16 protein-coding genes are annotated in these 21,444 nt (G+C 64.1%); 11 read left to right on the top strand and 5 right to left on the bottom strand.

All coding sequences use genetic code 11. The annotated features are described in order from the left end of the window. Nucleotides 1-2 precede the first annotated feature (2 nt). The 3 genes from tagF to RBA41_RS25970 form a co-directional block, all read right to left on the bottom strand. Nucleotides 3-989, bottom strand: coding sequence for a type VI secretion system-associated protein TagF (tagF, locus tag RBA41_RS25980; RefSeq protein WP_306627157.1), 987 nt, complete (start codon nt 987-989; stop codon nt 3-5). After that, nucleotides 986-4,831: a type VI secretion system membrane subunit TssM gene (gene tssM / locus RBA41_RS25975; protein WP_306627189.1), complete on the bottom strand. Its 3,846-nt coding sequence runs from the start codon at nt 4,829-4,831 to the stop codon at nt 986-988. Before tssM ends, tagF begins: the two co-directional genes overlap by 4 nt. A 135-nt stretch (nt 4,832-4,966) precedes the next feature. Beyond that, the gene (locus RBA41_RS25970) at nt 4,967-5,806 is read right to left on the bottom strand and encodes a M15 family metallopeptidase (protein ID WP_306627156.1); all 840 of its coding nucleotides are present in this window, start codon (nt 5,804-5,806) and stop codon (nt 4,967-4,969) included. Between the two features lie 201 nt (nt 5,807-6,007). On the opposite strand from RBA41_RS25970, the gene RBA41_RS25965 reads away from it, so the two are divergent. The 6 genes from RBA41_RS25965 to RBA41_RS25940 all read left to right on the top strand — a co-directional run bounded on the left by RBA41_RS25965 (nt 6,008) and on the right by RBA41_RS25940 (nt 14,498). Then, nucleotides 6,008-6,871, top strand: a complete 864-nt coding sequence (locus RBA41_RS25965; protein WP_306627155.1) for a hypothetical protein — start codon at nt 6,008-6,010, stop codon at nt 6,869-6,871. Between the two features lie 112 nt (nt 6,872-6,983). Beyond that, nucleotides 6,984-7,460, top strand: a complete 477-nt coding sequence (locus tag RBA41_RS25960) for a hypothetical protein (RefSeq protein WP_306627154.1) — start codon at nt 6,984-6,986, stop codon at nt 7,458-7,460. Next, nucleotides 7,457-8,227 carry an SDR family oxidoreductase gene (locus RBA41_RS25955; protein ID WP_306627153.1) on the top strand — a complete coding sequence of 257 codons (771 nt, stop codon included), beginning with the start codon at nt 7,457-7,459 and terminating at the stop codon, nt 8,225-8,227. Before RBA41_RS25960 ends, RBA41_RS25955 begins: the two co-directional genes overlap by 4 nt. Before the next feature lie 319 nt (nt 8,228-8,546). Then, complete coding sequence (locus RBA41_RS25950) at nt 8,547-9,872, top strand: hypothetical protein (protein WP_306627151.1); 1,326 nt, start codon at nt 8,547-8,549, stop codon at nt 9,870-9,872. Nucleotides 9,873-10,176: 304 nt separating this feature from the next. Further along, the gene (locus RBA41_RS25945) at nt 10,177-12,828 is read left to right on the top strand and encodes a TonB-dependent receptor (RefSeq protein WP_306627150.1); all 2,652 of its coding nucleotides are present in this window, start codon (nt 10,177-10,179) and stop codon (nt 12,826-12,828) included. Between the two features lie 149 nt (nt 12,829-12,977). Next, entirely contained in the window at nt 12,978-14,498 is a 1,521-nt protein-coding gene (locus RBA41_RS25940) for a tryptophan halogenase family protein (protein WP_306627148.1), read from the top strand. Nucleotides 14,499-14,575: 77 nt separating this feature from the next. Here RBA41_RS25940 and RBA41_RS25935 read toward each other — a convergent pair whose 3' ends face one another. Together RBA41_RS25935 and RBA41_RS25930 are read right to left on the bottom strand one after the other, a co-directional pair. Beyond that, nucleotides 14,576-15,118: an outer membrane beta-barrel protein gene (locus RBA41_RS25935; RefSeq protein WP_306627147.1), complete on the bottom strand. Its 543-nt coding sequence runs from the start codon at nt 15,116-15,118 to the stop codon at nt 14,576-14,578. Nucleotides 15,119-15,297: 179 nt separating this feature from the next. Then, complete coding sequence (locus RBA41_RS25930; protein ID WP_306627145.1) at nt 15,298-15,990, bottom strand: DUF6445 family protein; 693 nt, start codon at nt 15,988-15,990, stop codon at nt 15,298-15,300. Between the two features lie 169 nt (nt 15,991-16,159). Here RBA41_RS25930 and RBA41_RS25925 point away from each other — a divergent pair, with 169 nt between their 5' ends. The 5 genes from RBA41_RS25925 (at nt 16,160) to RBA41_RS25905 (ending at nt 21,242) form a co-directional block, all read left to right on the top strand. Next, nucleotides 16,160-17,395: an ABC transporter substrate-binding protein gene (locus RBA41_RS25925; RefSeq protein WP_306627144.1), complete on the top strand. Its 1,236-nt coding sequence runs from the start codon at nt 16,160-16,162 to the stop codon at nt 17,393-17,395. 92 nt (nt 17,396-17,487) lie between these two features. Continuing rightward, nucleotides 17,488-18,501, top strand: coding sequence for a LacI family DNA-binding transcriptional regulator (locus tag RBA41_RS25920; protein ID WP_306627142.1), 1,014 nt, complete (start codon nt 17,488-17,490; stop codon nt 18,499-18,501). A 222-nt stretch (nt 18,502-18,723) separates the two neighbouring features. After that, complete coding sequence (locus RBA41_RS25915) at nt 18,724-20,097, top strand: GH1 family beta-glucosidase (RefSeq protein ID WP_306627141.1); 1,374 nt, start codon at nt 18,724-18,726, stop codon at nt 20,095-20,097. A 119-nt stretch (nt 20,098-20,216) separates the two neighbouring features. After that, nucleotides 20,217-20,798 carry a hemerythrin domain-containing protein gene (locus RBA41_RS25910; protein WP_306627139.1) on the top strand — a complete coding sequence of 194 codons (582 nt, stop codon included), beginning with the start codon at nt 20,217-20,219 and terminating at the stop codon, nt 20,796-20,798. 39 nt (nt 20,799-20,837) lie between these two features. Continuing rightward, nucleotides 20,838-21,242 (top strand): DUF1801 domain-containing protein, encoded by a 405-nt coding sequence (locus tag RBA41_RS25905; protein WP_306627137.1) that lies wholly within the window; start codon nt 20,838-20,840, stop codon nt 21,240-21,242. Nucleotides 21,243-21,444 lie beyond the last annotated feature (202 nt).

Genomic DNA, 21,444 nt, shown 5'->3' with positions numbered 1-21,444 from the left:
GATCAGCTTCCGATAAACGCCGCGCGCAACGATTCTAGCGCGGATTTGAGTGACAAATTGGCTTGCGCCAGATAGGTGGACAGTTTCTGGACTGCGTAGTCCGTGTCGGTCTGTTCGTCGACCCAGTCGAGATGGTCGAACGTGATGTGGCGTTCCAGTGCCGCGGCAGGGTCCATGATCGCCTGCAGCGTTTGCGGGGCGGCGCCGGAAAAGCCCACCACCAGCGCCGGGCGCTCGTTGATGCGGGCCACGAACAGGGCCAGCTCGAAGTCGGCGCGCGCCAGGAACGGGGTAATCAGGTGCATCCAGAACGCCGCCACCAGGTTGCGGTAGATCGGGTCGGCCGGCAGCGGCAGCACCAGGCTCTTTTCGAGCCGGCTCGAACTGCTGGCCATCACCGGCTGCATCAGCATGCCCAGCGCCAGCAGCACCTGGCGCGCCGAGCAGGCGTAGCCGGCCTGGTTCAACAGGCCATCGAGCGCGCCCACGGTCTGCATGTCGAGGAAGTCCTCGAACGCAGCTTCATAGGCCGAGGCGCGCAGGTCGACGTCGATCACGTGGCTGGCGGCCGCCTGCAGCGGGGCGGCGGCGTCGGCCGCGCCGATGACGCCGGCGCTGAGCGTTTCGAGCCGGTTCCACAGGCGGCTCAAGACCAGCGGCGCGTCCGGCACGAAGGTGGCCGGATCGGGCACTTCCATCGCGCTCATCATCAGGAATGGAAAGCGCCGGTTCGACTGGTCGCTGCTGGCCACGATGTGGCCGGCGATGGCATTCCTGCGGCGCGGGCCGATGAAGGCGAAGTGCAGCGGCGCGACCGCGTCGTAGCTCAGTTTCCAGCGCGCGTCTGCGCTCATCAAGTCCATGGCCTGGGCCAGCCAGTTGTCCAGCACCTTGATCAGGCCTGGGTTGTCGCTGCCCTTGACGAAGTCGCCCCGGCTGGGGATCTTGCCGAAATAGCCGACCGGGATCGGCGTGACGGCGCGGCTCATGGACGCACTCCCGCACCCGCCGTGACAGCGGCCGGCGCGGCCGCCGGCACGGCCGTTGGCGTGCTCGAACTGATGATCGTGTCGGGCAGGCGCATGCGCTTGAAGCCGCTGCCCGGCTGCGGGGCCGCCGCAGCTGCCGGCTTGGCGCCGGCCGGGATGATCTTCAGGTTGGAGGTGACCTTGACGCCGCTGGTCTCCCAGCTCAACTCGAACACGCCGCCATCCTTGCGCTTGCGCTGGGCCGATTCGACCATCTTGCGCAGGCCGAAGTGACCCGGTTCATTGAGCAGCACCACCGTCTGGCCCTGCGGCGTGATGGCGGTGATGCGCGAGCCCGGCGTGCCCTGCGGGTTCGGCCACACCATGTGCACCCACGGCTGCGGCTGGCCTTTCCAGCGCAAGGTCTGGCCATCGATCTCGATGGTGAATTCGGTGGCGCCGGTCGCGCCCAGCGCCTGCAGGTCGAACTGGGTCTGGGCTTCTCCGCTGGCGCTGCTGGCCGCGGCGGCGGCCACGCCGCCGGCCGACAGCGGCGCGATCCAGCCGGGGAAGCTCGATACCGCCGACGGCGACAGGCCGATGCCCATGTTGGCCCAGGTGCGGGCCGCCACCACGTCGCCGCGGCGCACGACCAGCGGGCCGATGGTGGTGTCGAAGAACTTGGCGATCGCGCCCGACGGCCCGAACACCTGGGCGATTTCGTCGTTGGTCGCTTCCGAGCGCGAGTCGGCCGCGAACGGATACTTGGTGGCCAGGTTCTGGCGGAACGGCTGCAGCACCTGGGCCGTCCAGACCTTGTCGATCTCCGCCTCGGTCGGACGCACGATCACCGAGAAGGTCTGCATCAGCGGACGCACCAGGATCGGACGGATGGCCTGCTTCTGGATGTCGCTCATCCCGGTCAGCATCTGCTCATCGACATACTTGAGCGCTTCGGCCAGTTCGGAACCGCTGCCATCCAGGGTTTGCTGCATCAGCTGCTTGGCGCCCGGACCCGGATCGCCCTGGTTCTTGATGGTGTTGAAGCGGCTGCGCAGTTTCGACAGGTGCTCCATGTAGCCGCGCATGAGCGAGGCATCCTTGTCCTTGGCGACCACCAGGCGCGCCACGCCGGAAAATTCGCGTCCGACGGGGCCCAGCGGCAGCGGCGCGATGCTGCTGCCGCTCTGGGTGGGCGGCGCGTCGACGGTGAGCCGCGACGGCTTGCGGCGCAGGATCACTTCGCGGAACCAGCCCATCATGTCGCGCTTGGCGCTGGCCATGCCCTTGTCCACCAGGGACGGGTTGTCCCACGAGGTCTGTTCGTAGACGGTGGTGATCAGCTTCTGGATGGGCGAGGTTTGCGGGTCGCCCAGGCGGTTCATGGCCGCTGCCGCCGCTTCGAAGCCATTGAGGTCGCGGATGGTCACGCCCTGCACGAATTTTTGCCATTCCCTGGCGTAGTCGTTCTTGTACATCTCGACCAGCGCCTTCTGGATCTGTTCCGGGCTGCCTTCGAGCGTCAGGTCGTCCTTGGAGGCAGTTTTAAGCACCCAGTCGGCGCTTTGCAGTTCCTTGTTGGCGGCGTCCTTGAAGGCGCCCTGCACGAAGCCTTCCCAGGCTTCGCGCGTGAAGCTGCCCGGTACGGCGTAGCTGCCCAGGACCAGTTCCTTGTCCTGGTCGCCGACGATGCGGCCCACCGTCATCGACGGGAAGCGGGTGGCGGCGCGCGCCTTGACGTCGGCGTACACGCGTTCGCGCGCCGGCATGCCGCGCACCACCAGGCGCAGGGTGTCGCGGGTCTGGTCGACCAGGGCCAGCTTGCTGTCGATCTGCGGCCAGGATACGTCTTCCACCTGCGCCAGGTAGAACGAAATGGTGCGTTCGGCGCTGCGGATCATCTGCTCGCGCGGCATGGCGCCGCGGTTGGCGTCGAGCCAGACGCGCCAGAAGCGGGTCAGCTGGTCGTTCAGGTGGCCGCCCTCGAAGCGCGATTTATCGCCCAGCATCAGGTAAGTCTTGAGGGCGTTGTAGGCGTCTTCGGTGCTCGTTGCCGAAGCATCCTTGAACTGGGTCGCGGCCGGCGCGGCGGCGGCCACGGCCGGGGCGGCGGCTGGCGTTGCCGGCGTGCCCGCGGCGGCGGTGGCGGCGTCCGCGGTGGCCGGCTTGACGCCGCCCTGCAGCGCGCTGGCGTTGCCGTTGACTTCCGTGAGGAAGGTTTCGAGCGAACCGGCCACCGGTTTCAACATGATTTCGCGCACGCCGCTGAAGTATTCCTCGCGCAGCTTGCGTTCGAGCAGTTCGCCCTGGTACAGGCCGAGCGAGAGCGAGAGCGGACGGCTGTCGCGGTATTTTTCCAGCTGTTCGATGCGGTCCTGCAGGATCTGCAGCGCTTCGAAGCGCGATTGCAGGTCGATCTTGTTGGCCTGGATCTTGACCACCTGGTCCAGGTCGGCCTGGACGTTTTCGACCAGCTTGCGGTTGCTCATGTACGACCAGCTCCAGCCGCCCAGGGTCAGGCCGACCATGGCGGTGGCCAGGAAGAAGGCGGCGTAGCGCATGCGCGTCTTGCTCGGGCTGGCGTACTGGGCGACCAGGTCCTTGTCGGCGAAGATCACGTTGCGGAACAGGTTGAGCAGGAAGAAGCCGCTCTGGTTCTGGGTTTCGGCGTGGTGCTGCGGCTGCAGCTTGATGTCGAAGCGCTGCGCCACTTTTTGCGACGAGGCCGAGATCGATTCGCCTTCCTGCAGCGCGCTGGTGAAGTAGAAGCCGCGGAACACCGGCTTGAACTGGAACGGGTTTTCCTCGAACAGGGTGGCGATGAAGGTGCGCAGCGGCGCCTTGATGGTCGAAAATTCGAGCGGGAAGGTGAACACGCCCGGCGGCATGCGCTCGCGCCACTGCAGCGCCATATTGGCCGCGCTCATGTCTTTCAGGCCGTCGTACAGCTCGTCGAAGCGGGCGTCGAACTGGGTCAGCACCTGTTCGCTGCCGGTGGCATGGCTGTAGGGCAGGGTGGCGCCCCAGACGCGGTCGCGTTCGGCGCGTTCGGTGTCCTGGAAGAATTCGTTGAAGCCGGCGATCAGGTCGGCCTTGGTAAAGACCACGTACACCGGCGCGTGCACTTCGAGTCGTTCGGTCAGTTCCTGCACGCGCTGGCGCAGATTCTTGGCCAGGTTGATGGCGAATTCGGGACGGTTGCCGGTCAGTTCGGCCACGCTGACGGCGATGATGATGCCGTTGATCGGGGCTTTCTTGCGGTATTTCTTCAGCAGCGACAGGAAACCGAACCACTCGGTGCGGTCTTCGTCGACCACCGAATAGCGCCCGGCGGTGTCGAGCAGGATGCCGTCGGTGGTGAAGAACCAGTCGCAGTTGCGGGTGCCGCCCACGCCCTGGACGATCTTGCTGTCAGCAAAGGGGAATTGCAGGCCGGAACTGGCAATGGCCGTGCTCTTGCCGGCCGCCGGGTTGCCGATGATCATGTACCACGGCAATTCGTACAGGGCGGCGTCACCGGAGAGTTCACCCAGCTTGGAGCCCTTGATGGTGGCGATCGCATCGAGCATGCGCTTCTTGATGGTCTCGTGTTCCTGGCGCTGGGCGGGATCGGCACGCACCGGCGTGTGATTGACCTGCTGTTCGAGCATCTCGCCCAGGTTGCCGGCGGCGCGCTGGCGCTTGTGGCGGCGCCACAGCCAGACCAGCAGGCCGAAGAACAGCGCCACGCCGAGCACGGCGAACGCGTACTCGGCCGGGAGGTCCAGCACCGCCGCCCCGATCAGCAAGACGGCGGCAAACGCCACCCACCCGACGACGATCAGGGTGCGACGGCTTGTCAGAAACTGCCAGATTGATTGCATCATTATCAGAAACTCAGTTTAAAAAACATTTACGACGGGACCGAAGCTGGCCGGATCAGGGCGGCGCAGCGACGGAAGGGGTCTTCCTTGTTCAGGCAACAGCGCGCGAGATGCACAGTTGCTGCCGGGTGCGCATCAGCGGCGCTTCATCACGCCGGGCAGGCGCAACTCGGTATGTCCGAAATCCATCATTTTCCAGCGTCCACCCCAGGTCAGCCCGAGCGATTCGGCGACTTCGCCGTACAGCTCGTAACCGCGCATGGCCCAGGGATCTTTTTCCGAAATTACAATTTTACCGTTACGAACAAAAGCGCAATCGGCCGCCAGTCCGTACTGGTGCCAGCTCTGGAATGCGGCCGCATTGGTCACCGACGAGCCCATCGCGGCGAGCTTGTTCTGGCGTTCCGGGCTGCGGTAGCCTTCCAGGATAGCCATATCGTAGCCATGACGTTCTTTCATTATTTTAAACGCTTGGAGCAGGCGCTGGGTGTACGCCGGATTCATCAGTGACCAGTCGCGGCTGGCCGAGACGATCATCGGGCGTTCCTGCTCCACTTCCACGGTGGCGAACAGCATCGGCGGCAGCGGCGCGGGCGGCACCAGGTTCTCGCCTTCGAGCAGGCCGGCGACCTGGGTATCCATTTCGCGCGTCGATTCCTCGAAGCCGCCCAGCGCCGTGCCGCCGCTGAACAGGGCCAGCAGCGGCGGCACCGACACCAGCACCAGCCCGCCGATCACCAGCAGGTAATGGCGGCGTAAAAACTGGCTGGTGCCGCGCGCGGAGGCGCTGCCGGACTGTCGTATTGCCGCAACACTCTGTCCCCTGACGCGCGCCGCCTGTCCGAACCAGCCGCGCAGGCGCACGCCGGCACGTGCCAGCATCCCCAGCACGAACGCGCGGCCGGCCGGAAACAGCACCAGAAAGCTGATCGCGCACGCCAGCAGAAAGTACAGGGCTACTGCAAGGAACAGCACAGGGACCTCATCAAGACATTCAAAACAAAAAGTGCGATACTGACATAAAGGATTGCTCGGAAGTATATCTTACTGTTATAGCAATCCGACAGCTGATTCCACACTCTTTTGTGAGGGGCGCCGGGCTGTTGACATGGTAAAAAAGCTTCACGTTTTTTTTGAATAGCGTAAAGTTATGTAGAAATCAACAAGGAGCACCCTTTGCAACATGACGATCAGCCGCCGCCAGCCTACAGGCGGCCCAGTTTACTTTCCACAGAGCAGCAAGAAGAAGCGGCGCGCGCGAGCGTCGACGCACGCCAGGCGGCGCAAGCGGCCGACAAGTCCACGCCCGAGGCGGGCAAGGCCGGGCGCGGCAAGGCCGGCTGGCTGGCTGGCGGCGCCGTGCTGGTGGCCCTGTGCGCCGGCGCCGGCGTATGGATGGCGCTCGACGCCGACCCGATGCCCGCCGTGGTGGCGGCCGGCCCGGCCGAACCGGTGCTTGCCGATCCGGTGACGCCGGCGAGCGCGTCGGCGAGCGCGCCGACGGCCGTGTCCAGCCCGGCCGAGCCCGAGGTGTCCGCCGCCGCCATCCTGGAGCAGGGCGCGCCCGCGCCCGCCGCGCCGCCAAAAGATCCTTCGCTCAAGGACCTACTCAACACGCCATCCAAGCCCAAGCCCAAATCCCCCGAAGAAGAATTGACCAAGCTGCTGGCCAGTTCGCCGGCCGAACGCAAAAAGGCCGCGCCCAAGGCGCCTGGCACCGCCCCCAAGGCGGCTGGCACTGCGGCCAGACCGGCGGTGGCGGCGAAAGCGGGCGAGAAAAAGCCCGAGCCGCCGGCCAAGGGCGCACCCAAGGCGCCAGCCAAGCCCACCGACGACGCCAGCCTGCTCGCTGCCCTGGTCGCCCACTCGAAGGCGCAAAAAGGCGAGCAGCCCACGGCCGCCGCGCCCACCTCGCTCAAGCAATGCAAGCAGCTCAATGCGGCCCAGGCCGAGCAATGCCTGGTGCGCCTGTGCGCCGGCAGCGCCAAGGATGATCCGCAGTGCAAGTCGCGGCGCGCACCCCAGCCGGCGGACGACTGAGCTTGCCGCCCGCGGCTTCCCGGCACGGCCCCTGCGGGCCGCGTGCAACAATCCTCGTCGGCAGCGTGATTTTCCTTCACAATAACGGCTTCACTTTCTGCAGGAGCATGACATGCTGAACAAGACCGTTTCCCGCCGCACGCTGCTGGCTGGCGCCGCGCTGTGGCTGCTGGGAACATCGGCCACCATGGCCCAGACCGACAAGGTGCTCGATGTCGTGGTCTTCAATTATTCGAACCGCACCCTGCTCGACGTGACCGTCGGCGGCGTGCGCGTGGGCGGCGCCGGTCCGTATCCGTACAGCGGCCGCCGCAGCAAGATCGGCGCGCGCTTCAACAACGGCCCGCAAAAGGTCACCTGGCGCGTCGCGGGTACCCAGGGCGAGGAGACGAGCGAGGTCGTGAACTCGTCCAACACGCCCAACATGGGCGAGATTCCATCGGACGCGCGCTATGTGTCGGTGCACATCTATCCGGACGCCAAGGTCGAGTTCATGTTCTCGCGCCGGGTGCCGGTACTGAGCAAGCGCGGCGAAGGCATCGACGCCGACTACCGCCGCCGCAAGGCCGCCGAGCAACCGGAATCATGAGCGGCCCCGTCGTCACGGCCGTGGTCAGCGGCCACACCCAGGGCCTGGGCGCCGCCGTGGCTGCCGAACTGATGACGCGCGGGATTGCCGTGCTGGGAGTGGCGCGCGGCACGGCGCCGGAACTGGCGGCACGCTTCGGCCCGCTTTTGCGCGAGCACCAGGCCGACCTGGCCGACAGCGCCGCGCTGGCCGCCTGGCTGGCCACGCCGGCCTTGCGCGACTTTGTCGGCGCCAGCACCCGGGTTTTGCTGATCAATAACGCAGGGACGGTGGAACCGGTCGGCGCGCTGCACGACCAGGACCCGCTGGCGGTCGCGCAGGCGGTGGCGCTGAACGTGGCCGCGCCGGTGATGCTGGCCGCGGCCGTGGCCGGCGCGGCCCGGCAGGCCGACTGCCGCATCCTGCACGTGTCGAGCGGCGCCGCGCGCAATGCCTACACCGGCTGGAGTGTGTACGGGGCCACCAAGGCCGCGCTCGACCACCATGCGCGCGCGGTGGCGCTCGATTATCCGCTGCCTCCGCAGGCGGGGAGTGCCGGCGTACGCATCTGCAGCCTTGCGCCAGGCGTCATCGATACCGCCATGCAGGCGCGCATCCGGGCCACGCCCGAGAGCCGGTTTCCGCTACGCGAACGCTTCCTGGCCTTGCAGCGCGATGGCGCACTCAGCTCGCCCGAGCAGAGCGCGGCCGGCGTGGTCGATTATTTGCTGGCACCCGGGTTCGGTCACGATGTTGTGGACGACCTGCGTGCCGCGGGCTCCCGCTGACGACCTTCCGATGCCTGCGTCATGGCAATGAGTAATAAAGCCTTCACGTAGCATCGCTCATGGCGCTTGCCACGCGTCCGCGCCCACACACGCAGCTTGACGTGTTTTCGTGCCAGATTGGCAGCAGGGAAAGATGAACCGACGTCGGGCATTCATTCAGCGATAACAGCAGAACCATCAATGATGTGCCGAAAACGCCGCATCTATCAATCCTGATCCGTACGTCTGGAGATACAGTAATTCGGATGGCCGATGATTTTATCGGCTTATCTGAAAAATGTGACGTCGTGCAATTTGATTCACTGCGGAAGGATAAATCATGTGTGCATGCAATAATATTGAGCGCAACAGTCAGATTATATCGCGCCGGATATGGAATCTTGCAATACGGCGTACCGGTATAATCTTCGTGCTTCTGGCTGGTGTTAGTAACGGAAATGCTATAGCGCAAAATTTCCCCTCATCCAACGATAAAATTCCCGCCGGCTGGACAGGTCCCGTATTTAAGCTCAGCCAGGATTATCCGGTAGCGCTCCCCCAAGATGCACTGCCCTGGCAAGCGATCGATCCCACGAAGGAGCCGGAGCAGTACGCAAAGACGGTGTACTCGTATGTCCTTGAAGGCAATATTCAGGCGGACTGGGATGTTCGGAATAATAAGGTACGTACATGGTATCACGCACCTTGGATGCACTATGGCGATACCGGTCGGGAGTTCATTCGAGGGTTGACCCGGGAAAGGACCACGCCCGCTCCGGCCACGGCGGGGAAGGGCGAATTGGGTCCGACGCAGACAAGGTGTTTTCAGAACTGGGCAGTGGGGTTTTATAATCCACCGGGAGGATATCAGGTCGGTAGAGTATGGGCCAAACCTGGCACTCCGGACGCGGCATTGTCGCAATTTCCCAATGGAACAGTGATTGCAAAATTACTGTTTACGACGGCGCCCGATTCCGAGGTTTCTTATCTCAAGGATACAATAGAATGGCGGGCAAATGTCCACGTGTTTTCCGGTGCGACCTGTCCCAGCGGAGCGCTGGTCCGTCGGCCGCAAACTGTCCGGTTGATGCAAGTGGACATTGCCGTCAAAGACGCGCGCGCGCTCGAGACGGGATGGGTGTTTGCGACCTTGTCTTACAACGGCAATGCAGCCGGCGCCACGCCTTGGGAAAGAATGCAGTTGGTTGGCGTGATGTGGGGTAACGACCTCGCCAAAAATCAGCAATGGATTAACAAGATGATCGGAACGCCGCAGCACTTGGGGGCGGATGGAAGACTCAACGGTCCAGTGGATAATCCCAGGTCGTCGTGCATATCTTGCCATGCGACGGCACAAACCCCATCGAGGTCTCCCATGATTGCTCCCTCGCAAGCCGAGTCGGCGCGCTGGTTTGCCAACTACCTGGGGAGCCAGCCGTTTGATGCGGGCTCAACTCCGACAGATTACTCTCTGCAAATCGCCATGGGAATTCAAAACCTGAACCGATCGAGAACGCCGGTAAGAAGCATGTCCGCCAAGGACCCTAAGCCGATGCTCATTCCCGCAGAAGACGTCAAGCTCATGAACAGGGCGTTTGATTCCGGCAGGGATATACCGCTGCCGATTGTCATTGACAAGACCTTGGAGTATCCGTTCGGACGCTGATCGAGCCCGTGTCTGCCGGTAGTGCCGCGCCGGCGGCTTGGCACGGCAGGGCGCGCAGGCAACGCGCCCGCCTCTCCGCTGTTGCTTTTTTAACTCCGCACAAAGTATCGTTGACATTGAAAAACATTGAGTGATATATTTTGCTCATCGATTGGGAGCGTTTCCAATCAGTGTGGAGGTGCCGGAACAGCCGATCATGGATGTGTTGCCCGAGGCGGCGGCAGGGTGTAGTGGAGTACAGACGCGGCGCCGGCCCGGGCCGCGGGCTAAAAACGATAATCAAAAAAATCAACGAGGAGACGCAATGTTGTATCCGAAGACAAGAAGGACCCTGGTCAGCCTGGCCGTTGCCAGCGCGTGCGGGCTGATCGGTATGTCCGCCCATGCCCAGGCTCCGGCGCCGGCCCCGGCCAGCGAAAGCGACAAGGAATTCATTCCCGAAGTGAAGGTCACCGCCACCCGCTACTCGACCTCGTTGCTGAAAACCCCGCTGGCGGTCACCGCCTACAGCCAGGATAACCTGAACCGAATGGGCATCACCAGCGCCAAGGACCTGGCCAACGAAATTCCCAACGTGACGTTCCAGGCCACCGGCGACTCGGCGGTGCAGATCACCATCCGCGGCGTGACCTCCTCGAACACCACCGAAATCGGCGACCCCGCCGTCGGCTTTCACATCGACGGCCTGTATTCGCCCCGTCCGCAGGGCGCCCAGGCGCTCATGTTCGACGTCGACCAGGTCGAAGTGCTGCGCGGCCCGCAGGGCACCCTGTTCGGGCGCAATTCCACCGGCGGCAGCGTCAACGTCATTTCGGCCAAGCCTGATTTCTCGGGCAACTACGGCAAGGCCGAGGTCGACATCGGCAATTACCGCAAGAAACAGGTCAACCTGATCCAGAACATCGCCGTCAACGACAAGCTGGCGCTGCGCGGCTCGTTCACCAAGGTCACGCGCAACGGCTGGGCCAACCAGATGTCGGACACGCGCGAAGCGAACGTGCCGTCCAAGGGCTGGATTCCGGATGGCATTCCCGACGTCGACCAGCGCTACAACCACCCGGTCAGCGCCAAGGATTTCTACACCAACCAGGACGAGTACGCAGCGCGCCTGGCAGCCAAGTTCAAGATCACCCCGGACCTGACCCTCAACGCCGCCTACGAGCTGTTTCAGGACAATGGCGCCGGCAACACCAGTTTCCGCGACTGCGACCAGGCAGCCGGCACGCGCTACGCCTGCACCGGCGGCCAGTGGGACCTCCTGATCAACGTGCCCGGCAAGACCGACATGACCATCAAGTCGCTGCGCGCCGGGGTCAGCTGGAACGTCAGCAAGAACACCAGCATCGACTACAGCTTCATGCTGGCCAACCAGCAGCGCTCGCAGCTGTACGACGCCGACAAGGGCTTGACGGCGGCGCTGCCGTTCCAGGTGACGGCCGACTACCCGAACCGCCCGGACGCGGCCAACTGGAGCACCTGGCCGCTGGACGACCGCTACCAGGCCACCTGGGACTCGAAATACAAGTCCTCGGTGCAGGAACTCCAGCTCAAGCAGCAGTTCGACACCCTGCAATACGTGGCCGGCCTGTTCTGGATGCACGAGAAAAACCAGATCAACTACGAAGTCGTCGATTTCTTCCGCAAGCCGCACGGCATCGCCTCCGGCGCGTTTTACTCGCAGCCGGACCGCCAGGTCGACGCGAAGGCCGTGTTCGCCCAGGCCGACTGGAAATTCATCCCGACCTGGACCGCCACCGCCGGCGCGCGCTACAGCGTCGACACCAAGGAAGACAAGAATGGCCTGAACCTGGGCGGCTGGGCCGGCGAGACGGCGTTTTACCGCGGCCAGTACAACGGCGGCATTCCGAACACGCCCGGCTACCGTTTTCCACAAGCCAATGACCTGAAACCGGGCATGGGCGGCAGCGTCGAGGCGTATTCCGGCTACGGCCGGCCGTCGCCGAACGATCACAAGGAAGAATGGAAAAAAGTCACCTGGCGCCTCGGCCTGCAGAAACAGGTCACCGACAACCAGATGGCCTACACGGCGCTGTCGACCGGCTACAAGGCCGGCGGCTTCGGCGACAAGGTCGACAGTTGCGGCGGCCATACCTGCATCGACGGCAAGAAGGGCGTGGAAACCTTCTTGCCGTACAAGCCGGAACTGGTCACCAATCTGGAATTCGGCTACAAGGGCAAGTTCCTGGAAAACCGCCTGAGCGTGTCGGCCGTCGCCTTCATGATGCGCTACAAGGACCAGCAGCTGACCAACACCTACTTCGTCTCGAAATACCGTCCGGACGATGGCAAGCCGTGCGCCAGCGACCAGCCCAAGTGCGATGTGTACGAAACCTGGCGCACCATCAACGTCGGCAACAACCGCATCTCGGGCATCGAAGTCGAGTGGGATTACAAGCCATGGAAGGGCGCCAAGGTCGGCGGCGCCTTCTCCAACCTGAACACCTCGATCCGCGACTACGGTTCCTACAGCGACGACTACCTGTGCGACGAGCGCATCGAATTCAACCAGGAACGCTGCCCGGCGCCGTACGCCGGTGCCGGTCCGGACAACGGCAAGCGCCTGTACGACGTGACCAACAACCGCCTGCCGAACGCGCCGAAGTACACCTTCATGCTGCACGCTTCGCAAGCGTTCGTGCTCGACGGCGGCTACAAGCTGACCCCGTACTTCAAGGTCAACTGGCGCGACAAGGTCTACTTCGACGTGCGCAACGACGAGTTCGAGCACATCGGCCGCTTCCAGAAAGCCAATGCGGTCGGCGACGCCTCGTTCCGGGTCGACGCGCCCAATGGCAACTGGCATGCGGAACTGTATGTGCGCAACGTGACGGACAAGAAGGTGAAAACGTCCGGCAACAGCGGCCTCGGCGGGCAGATGATCGCCAGCTACAACGAACCACGCATGTTCGGCCTGCGCGCCGGATTCAACTACTGATGCGCTACTGACATCCACCGTTTGGCGAGCCCCGCGTGCCGCAAGGCGCGCGGTGGGCCGGTGTGTCCTGTCCCCCAGGCCACACCGGTTTTTTTGCATGCGCACTTATTTACTTACACCCTTAGTCCAAGCATCGACCGGAGAACCAGATGACAGAGCAGCGCATCAAGCAGATCGTGATTGTCGGTGGCGGCACCGCCGGCTGGATGAGCGCCGCGGCGCTGTCGCAGCTGCTGCCCGTGGGCCACCATTACCGCCTGATCGAGTCGGACCAGATTTCCACCATCGGAGTGGGGGAGGCGACCATTCCCAGCATCCGCAATTTCAACCTGCACCTGGGCATCGATGAGAACGACTTCATCCGCGCCACCCAGGGCACCTTCAAGCTCGGCATCGAATTCGTCGATTGGGGGCAGCGGGGCAGCAACTACATCCACGGCTTCGGCTCGGTCGGGCGCGACCAGCCGACCGCCAATTTCTTCCACTACTGGCTGAAAATGCACCAGGCCGGGCAGGCCGACAGCCTGGAGCCGTACTCGATCAACAGCATGGCCGCGCGCCTGGGCAAGTTCAGCCGCGGACGTCCGGACCTGCCCAATTCGCCGCTGGCGGACCTGTCCTACGCCTTCCATTTCGACGCCGGCCTGTATGCGCGCTACCTGCGCAGCTACAGCGAGGCGCGCGGCGTGCAGCGCACCGAGGGCCGCATCGTCGAGACGGTGCTGCATCCGGACGGATCGATCGCCGCGCTGATGATGGAAAACGGCGAGCGCATCGCCGGCGACTTCTTTCTCGATTGCTCCGGCATGGCCGGTTTGCTGATCGAGCAAGCCCTGCACACGGGCTATGAAGACTGGAGCGGCTGGCTGCCGTGCGACCGCGCCATTGCCGTGCCCTGCGAATCGCACGGCCCCATGGCGGCGCTGACGCGCTCGACCGCGCACACGGCCGGCTGGCAGTGGCGCATTCCGCTGCAGCACCGCACCGGCAACGGCCACGTATTTTCGAGCAAGTTCATGAGCGCCGACGAAGCCCAGGCCATCCTCATGAACAATCTCGACGGCCAGCCGCTGGCCGAACCGCGCCTGCTCAAGTTCACCACCGGCAAGCGCAAGCGCGCCTGGAACAAGAACTGCGTGGCGATCGGCCTGTCGGGCGGCTTCATGGAACCGTTGGAGTCGACCAGCATCCACATGGTCAAGACGGCGCTGATGCGGCTGATCAGTTTTTTCCCCGACCGCGGCTTCGACCAGGTCGACATCGATACCTTCAACCGCCTGTGCGACAAGGAGTACGAGCAGATTCGCGACTTCCTGATCCTGCACTATAAAGCGGGCACGCGCGACGATTCGTCGTTCTGGCGTTATTGCCGCGACATGGAGGTGCCGGACAACCTGCGGCGCAAGCTCGACCTGTACGCCAGCCACGGGCGCATCCTGCGCGAGAACGAGGAGCTGTTTCCCGAGGATAGCTGGCTGCAGGTGATGCACGGGCAGGGCTTGCGCGCGCGCGGCTACAACCCGGTGGTCGACCAGCGCGCACCGGACGAGATCGCCGACTTCCTGCAGGGGACGCAGGCGGTGATCCGCAAATGCGTGGACGCCATGTCCAGCCATGAGGCATTCATCAAGGCCAACTGCCAGGCGGCGGCGCTGCGCCGCGCGGCCTGACGGCGCGGCCTGTCGGCGCGGCGACGAGGGACGTAAAAAAACCGGCACGCAGCCGGTTTATTTGTGGAGCAGGCAGCTTAGAACGAGAAACGCATGCCGGTCGACAGGATCGTCGCTTTCAGCGAACCATTCTGGCCTCTTGCGACGGCGCCGTAGTTTTCATATTCGACGAACGCGGCGATGGTCTTGGTCACGGCGTAGGTGACGCCAACGCCCAGCAGCGCATCGGTCTTTTTCTGCTTGTCGTCGCCTTCGCCGACCAGCAGCTGCATGGTGCGGTTCTTGGCGATACCCAGCTTGCCGGTGATGGCGAACTTCTCGCCCAGCGGCAGGGCGAGGGTGCCGGCCGCGAAGTACGAACGCGCGCGCGAACCGCTACGCTTGCCACCGGTTTCGGCGGTGCCGAAGTGGGTGAAGCCGGCTTCGACGCCGAAGTTCTTGTCGAATTTGTAACCGGTGAATACCTTGGCTGCAATGTCGTGGTCCTTGTAGGTGCCTTCGGTGATGCTCAGAACTTGCTCTGCAGCACCAATGCCAACACCAACGTAGGAGCTTTCGGCCTGCGCTGCCATAGGAGCGGTGGCGGCGGCCAGCATGGCGATAGCGAGTTTGTTTTTCACGTGGAATCCTGTAATTTGTTTGTAGAAATAGATCGCCAAATGTGGCCATTCGGCAAAAATAGCCGAAATTATATATCGACCAACCTTATAAGATGCTTCTGGGTATCGTTATGGGCCTCAGTTTGGCTGAAATTTGCTGTAAAACAACGCGGCGATGGCCTGTCGTCGCGGCCGATGGCTCAGGCGCTGCGTTTGCGGAAGCGAAAGAAGCCATTCATGGTGAGCCGGCCGCGCGCCGGATCGCTGTGGAGCAGGGCGGGCGCCTCGATCTGGGCCGCGTGGAAGATCTCGCCATCGTAGAAAATGGCCCGGTTGAAGCGCGCGGCAATGGTGCCGATTTGCTCGAAGTGGGCGTTCGAGGCGGTCAGGTAGCCCGCGCCGCCGCCGTCGGCGGGCGAGCCGGCATGGGCTGCGCACAAGAGGCGCGCCGTGTCTTCGGGGGCCTGGGTGGGGCGGTAAAAGCTGGTGCCGCCCATGCGCGCGTCGTCGAACAGGTACACCACGGCCGCCGCCGCACCGACGCCCGGCGCCAGGTCGGCGCAGTCGCGGTGGCACAGGCGCTGCAGGGGATGCAGCCGGTCCGGGGGCAGGGTGGCCAGCGCCAGGCGCGCCGCCACGCTGATGGTGCGCTGGGCGCCCAGCGCGCGCCGCACGTGCTGGATGAAGAATTCGTCGAGGCGGAAGGCCGTCTCCTGGCCCAGGTCCAGTTCCGGGCCGGGATAGTAGTTGTCCGGGTCGACGGCAAAGCGGGCCTGCGCGGCGACTGCCTGCGCGACCAGCGCGCGCGGATCGAGCAGGAAATCGTCCACCACGACGCACGGCGCCTGCCCGGCGATGGCGATAAAACGGACTTGCGGGCGCGGATTGAACACGGCGGCTCCATGCAAAGAGGGATGAAAACAAGAGGACGAAAACGATATCACGACGCGCCGTGATAGCCTTGCGCGTTGACACTGAAATTCTTTGAATGATATAGTCAACCGACAAAGTTGGAAAGCCTTCCAATTCAAGACGGGCACAGACCTGCTTTCACCGGAGACCATGTTGAAACAACGAATTCTGGCCGCCGCGCTGGCGCTGGCAAGCGCCGGCGCCGCCTTTGGCGCCGACCCCAAACCGGAAGTGATCCACTGGTGGACTTCCAGCAGCGAAGCGGCCGCGGTGCGCACCATCGCCGACGCCTACCGCGCCGCCGGCGGCGCCTGGACCGATACCGCGATCGCCGGCGCCGACCAGGCGCGCGCGGTGGCGATCAACCGCATCGTCGGCGGCAATGCGCCGATGGCGGCCCAGTTCAACACCACCAAGCAGTTCACCGACCTGGTCGAGCAGGGCATGCTCAATAACGTCGACGATGTCGCGCTCAGGGAAGGCTGGGACAAGTTCCTGCCCGAGCCGGTGCTCAGCGTCATCCGCGTCAAGGGGCATTACTACGCGGTCCCGGTCAACATCCACATGCAGGCCTGGATCTGGTATTCCAAGGCGGCCTTCCAGAAGGCCGGCATCGCCAAGGAGCCGGCCAGCGTCGACGAGCTGTTCGCCGCGCTCGACAAGCTCAAGGCGGCCGGATTGATCGCGCTCGCGCACGGCGGCCAGCCGTGGCAGGAAAACATCCTGTTTTTGTCGATGCTGGCCCACATGGGCGGCACCGACCTGTATCTGAAGGTGCTGCGCGAGCGCGATCCGGCGGCCATCAATTCCGAGGCCTTCCGCCGCGTCCTGCTCAATTTCAAGCGCCTGCAATCGTACGTGGACGCCGGCGCGCCGGGCCGCAACTGGAACGACGCCACCGCCCTGGTCATCTCCGGCAAGGCCGGCATCCAGGTGATGGGCGACTGGGCCAAGGGCGAATTCGGCGCGGCGCGCCAGAGCGCCGGCAAGGAATACGGCTGCATCCCCGGCTTCGGCCCGCGCTCGCCCTACTTGATCCAGGGCGACGCCTTCGTCTTCCCCAAGACCGGCAATGCGCAGCAGATCAAGTACCAGAAGCTGCTGGCCAGCGTGATCGTCGCACCGCGCACCCAGATCGCATTCAATAAGCTCAAAGGCTCGATTCCGATCCGGGGCGACGTCGATGCGTCAGGCATGGACCCCTGCGCCAAGGCCGGCATGGCGATCATGAAGGACCGCACGCGCCACGTCGGCATCGGCGAGGTGTATCTGACGCCGGACCAGAATGGCGCCATGCAGGATGTATTGACATCGTTCTGGAATACCAGGATGCCGGCCGAGAAAGCGCAAAAACTGATCGCCGCCGCCCTCAGGAACGAGCAGTGACGGGGTTCGGGCGGCGCGCGCTTGTGAGAGAGCGCCCGAATGCAGTATGCTGCGATTTTTGCAGTCCCCATTTTTAAACGGAAGAAGCGCGCGTGGCAACTCTCAAAGACGTAGCACTGCGGGCCGGCGTCGGCCTCGGAACCGCATCGCGTGTCGTTAGCGGCAAGGGGGCGGTGTCGCCCAAGACGCTGGCGCGGGTCCAGAAGGCGATCGAGGAACTCGAGTTCCATCCCTCGTACGCGGCCCGCTCGCTGATGCTGGGCAGCTCGCAGATGATCGGCGTGTACATTCCCTACCTGAGCGGCACCTTCTACACGCCGATTCTCAAGCTGATTTATTCGGAATTGCGCGCCGCGGGGCTGAACATGGTGGTCGGATTCGGCATCGGCAGCGACGACGAGCGCACCCAGGCCGTGCAGGGGATCGATTTTCTCAAGGAGCGCGGCTGCGATGGCGTGCTGGTGATGAGTAACGTGCTGCGCGACGAAGACATCGAGGCGCTCGGGCCGCGCAAGTCGCGCCTGGTGCTGCTCAATCACAGCGTGCCTTCGATCGCCAGCCAGAGCTTCACCATCGACCATCTGTACGGCGGCCGCCTGGCGGCGCAAGCCCTGTTGCGCGAGGGGCACCGCGACATCGCCGTCATCGCCGGGCCGCGCGGCGCGCCCGACAACGTCGAGCGCATCGACGGTTTTCTGGGCGAGCTGGCGCATGCCGGTATCGACACCGACGGCATGTGGGTGGCCGAAAGCGACTTTGCACCGAAGGGCGGGTGGGAAGCGGCCAGGGAACTGGCCGAATCGGGCTATCCGTTTACCGCCGTGTTTTGCGCCAATGACGACATGGCGGTGGGGGCGCTGTCGTATTTTCAGCAGGCTGGCGTTGCGGTGCCCGAGCAGGTGTCGGTGCTCGGGTACGACGACACCAACAGCGCCGAATACACGGCGCCGCGCCTGACCACGGTGCACATGCCGTGGACCGAGATGACGCTCAATGGCTTGAACTGCCTGCTCAATCGCTGCTATGACATGGACCGGCCGGTGACGCATGCATATCCGGTGACGATTGCGCTGCGGGCGTCGTTGGGTAAGGCGAACGTCGTTTAGAAGCGCGTACCGGTAGCGCCACCGGGAGCCTTGCAGCCGCCGAGTCGTCACGCCGTCACGCCGTCACGGCGTGACGGCCAGTGGTCAAAACAGCTCCCCCCAGACAGCGCAACTCAACGAATCAAATAATCCCCCATCGCCGTTGCCGGCGCTTTTTTTTGTGGTAAAGTGGAAGCGATTCCAATTTCTCATCGAGCAACTTTAACACTGACCGATCTCCCTATGACCAACCAGAAAAACGACCCGCACCAGCCTCTCGCACGCGCCAGTTTCGGCGACGACTTCCTGTGGGGCTGTTCCACCTCGGCCTTCCAGATCGAAGGGGCGGGCAGCACCGACGCTCGCGTGGCGTCGATCTGGGACACCTTCTGCGCCACCCCCGGCAAGATCCGCGACGGCTCCAACGGCGCCGTCGCCTGCGACCATTACCACCGCTGGCCGGAAGACTTCGACATCGGCCAGTCGCTCGGCCTGAACGCCTACCGCTTCTCGATCGCGTGGCCGCGCATCTTCGGCGGCACCGGCGCCGCCCCCAACGAAGCGGGCCTCGATTTCTACGAGCGCCTGGTCGACGGCATGCTCGAACGCGGCCTGCAGCCGTGGGCCACCCTGTACCACTGGGACCTGCCGCAATCCATCCAGGACCAGGGCGGCTGGGCCAAGCGCGATACCGTGGCCGCCTTTGTCGACTATGCCGACGTGGTCACGCGCCGCCTGGGCGACCGCGTGCGCCACTGGATCACCCACAACGAGCCGTGGTGCACCGCCATGCACGGCAACCTCGATGGCATGCACGCACCCGGCCTGCGCGACGCGCCCACCGCGCTGCAGGTGTGCCACCACGTGCTGCTGTCGCATGGCCTGGCCACTCCGGTCATCCGCGCCAACGTGCCCGACGCGCGGGTCGGCATCGCGCTCAGCCTGCACCCGATCCGCGCCGCCTCGGACAGCGAAGCGGACCAGCAGGCCTTGCAGCGCCACGACGGCTTTCGCAACCGCTGGTTCCTCGATCCGCTGTACGGCCGCGGCTACCCGCAAGAGACGCTGGCGCTGCTGGGCGAGGCTGCGCCCGTGGTGCTGGAGGGCGATATGCAGGCCATCGCGGCGCCGACCGATTTCGTCGGCCTGAACTACTATTTCCCCGAAATCGTGCGCGACGCGCCCGCTGCCGGCTTCCTGCGCACCGAGGTCGTCCTGCCGCAGGACCGCGAGCGCACCGCCTTCGGCTGGGAGGTCGCGCCCGACGGGCTGACCGAGTTGCTGCTGCGCATCGCCAACGAATACCAGCCGGCCGAGGTCTACGTGACCGAAAACGGGTCTTCCTACGAGGACGTGGTGCAGGCCGACGGCAGCGTCGACGACGAGGCGCGCCGCCACTACCTGGTGCGCCACCTGGCCGCCGTGCGCGCCGCCCAGCAGCAGGGCGTGCCAGTGAAAGGCTATTTTGCCTGGAGCCTGCTCGACAATTTCGAATGGTCGGAAGGTTACCTGCGCCGCTTCGGCATTGTCCACGTCGACTTCGAGACCCAGCAGCGCACCCTGAAAAGCAGCGGACGCTGGTACCGCGAGTTTCTGCACGGACGCAACGAGCGCTAGGCTTGCTTTGTTGCACGGTGGCGCGTGCAGTTGGCCGACACGAAAATGAGGCGGCGTCCTACGCGGGCGGAAGGTGGGTGTCTTTAATATAAGGGCACGACTTTTCAGGAGGAAGAATCATGTTTTCTTTGAATAAATTGAGCCCTTCCGTGACCGACATGATCCGCTTCGATCACTCGCATGTGCTGGTCACCTTCCACCAGTACACCACCGCCGCGCGTCCCAGCGTCAAGAAGGCGCTGGCCGAAACCATTTGCGACGCACTGGAAATCCATGCGACACTGGAAGAGGAAGTGTTCTATCCGGTGCTGCGCCGTTTGAACGGGGCCGAGCCGGTGATCCAGAAAAGCCAGCCGGAACATGATGAAATGCGCCGCCTGATCGCGGAGCTGCGCGCAACCGGACCCACCGACCGGCGCCACGACCAGCTGCTGCATGAACTGATGCGCGATGTGATGCACCACGTGGCCGACGAAGAAACGGTGCTGCTGCCCGAAGCTGAGCGCATGCTGGACAAGAACCGCCTGAACGAGCTGGGTGCGCAAATGACCAGGCGCCGGCTGGAGTTGCTCAAACCGAAGGTCGGCAAGATCGCCGCCAACACGGCGGTGGGCTTTTCCGGCAGCACCACGGCGATCGTGGTGGGGCTGGCCAGTGCGCTCGTCGCCGCGCGATTCGTATCGAAAAAAGCCACGGCCTGAAGGGAATCGTCCCGGCGTCGTGATCCAACCGGGGAGAGCATGACGCCATTCGCCAACGCTGCCGTGCAGCACACCTTCGACGCCTATCCGGCTCCCGTGCGGGGCAAACTGATGGCGCTGCGCGAACTGATTTTTGCGACGGCGGCGTCGACCGGCGGCGTCGGCCCGCTCGAAGAAACGCTCAAATGGGGAGAGCCGGCTTATCTCACCAGCCAGAGCAAGAGCGGCAGCACGATCCGCATCGCCTGGAAAAAAGCGGCGCCGTCGCGTTACGCCATCTACTTCAACTGCAAGACGACCCTGGTCGACACCTTCCGCAGCCTGTTTCCGCATGACTTCGAGTTTGAAGGCAACCGCGCGCTGGTGTTCGACGAAGCGGACAGCGTGCCCGCCGATGCGCTGGCTTTCTGCATCGCCAGCGCGCTCACCTATCACCGCGCCTAGGGTCTATCTATCTGACTCAGTGAACGAAATTTCACTCGGTAGGTCAAAGGTGATGAACCGAACTGAGGAAGCTAGCGCGCCGACCGGGGGGCGGTGCTGACTGGTGGCCCGGCGATTCGTATATAGTCAGGATGAGGAGTTAAGCGACGAGCAGGCGCAAGTACTTGTCGATGGGCAGATCGCTGGCCGGCTTACTATCATG

The sequence above is a fragment of the Massilia scottii genome (genome assembly GCF_030846495.1).
Taxonomy (GTDB): Bacteria; Pseudomonadota; Gammaproteobacteria; order Burkholderiales; family Burkholderiaceae_D; genus Telluria_A; species Telluria_A violaceinigra.
The sequence above is the reverse complement of the archived record's forward strand: the minus strand, read 5'-3'. Positions and strand labels throughout refer to the sequence as shown.

What these genes read in the sequence shown, in the direction of transcription:
- tagF (WP_306627157.1), bottom strand. Translation starts at nt 989, where the DNA reads ATGAGCCGCGCCGTCACGCCGATCCCGGTCGGCTATTTCGGCAAGATC.
- tssM (WP_306627189.1), bottom strand. Translation starts at nt 4,831, where the DNA reads ATGCAATCAATCTGGCAGTTTCTGACAAGCCGTCGCACCCTGATCGTC.
- RBA41_RS25960 (WP_306627154.1), top strand. Translation starts at nt 6,984, where the DNA reads ATGCTGAACAAGACCGTTTCCCGCCGCACGCTGCTGGCTGGCGCCGCG.
- RBA41_RS25955 (WP_306627153.1), top strand. Translation starts at nt 7,457, where the DNA reads ATGAGCGGCCCCGTCGTCACGGCCGTGGTCAGCGGCCACACCCAGGGC.
- RBA41_RS25950 (WP_306627151.1), top strand. Translation starts at nt 8,547, where the DNA reads ATGTGTGCATGCAATAATATTGAGCGCAACAGTCAGATTATATCGCGC.
- RBA41_RS25945 (WP_306627150.1), top strand. Translation starts at nt 10,177, where the DNA reads ATGTTGTATCCGAAGACAAGAAGGACCCTGGTCAGCCTGGCCGTTGCC.
- RBA41_RS25940 (WP_306627148.1), top strand. Translation starts at nt 12,978, where the DNA reads ATGACAGAGCAGCGCATCAAGCAGATCGTGATTGTCGGTGGCGGCACC.
- RBA41_RS25925 (WP_306627144.1), top strand. Translation starts at nt 16,160, where the DNA reads ATGTTGAAACAACGAATTCTGGCCGCCGCGCTGGCGCTGGCAAGCGCC.
- RBA41_RS25915 (WP_306627141.1), top strand. Translation starts at nt 18,724, where the DNA reads ATGACCAACCAGAAAAACGACCCGCACCAGCCTCTCGCACGCGCCAGT.
- RBA41_RS25910 (WP_306627139.1), top strand. Translation starts at nt 20,217, where the DNA reads ATGTTTTCTTTGAATAAATTGAGCCCTTCCGTGACCGACATGATCCGC.
- RBA41_RS25905 (WP_306627137.1), top strand. Translation starts at nt 20,838, where the DNA reads ATGACGCCATTCGCCAACGCTGCCGTGCAGCACACCTTCGACGCCTAT.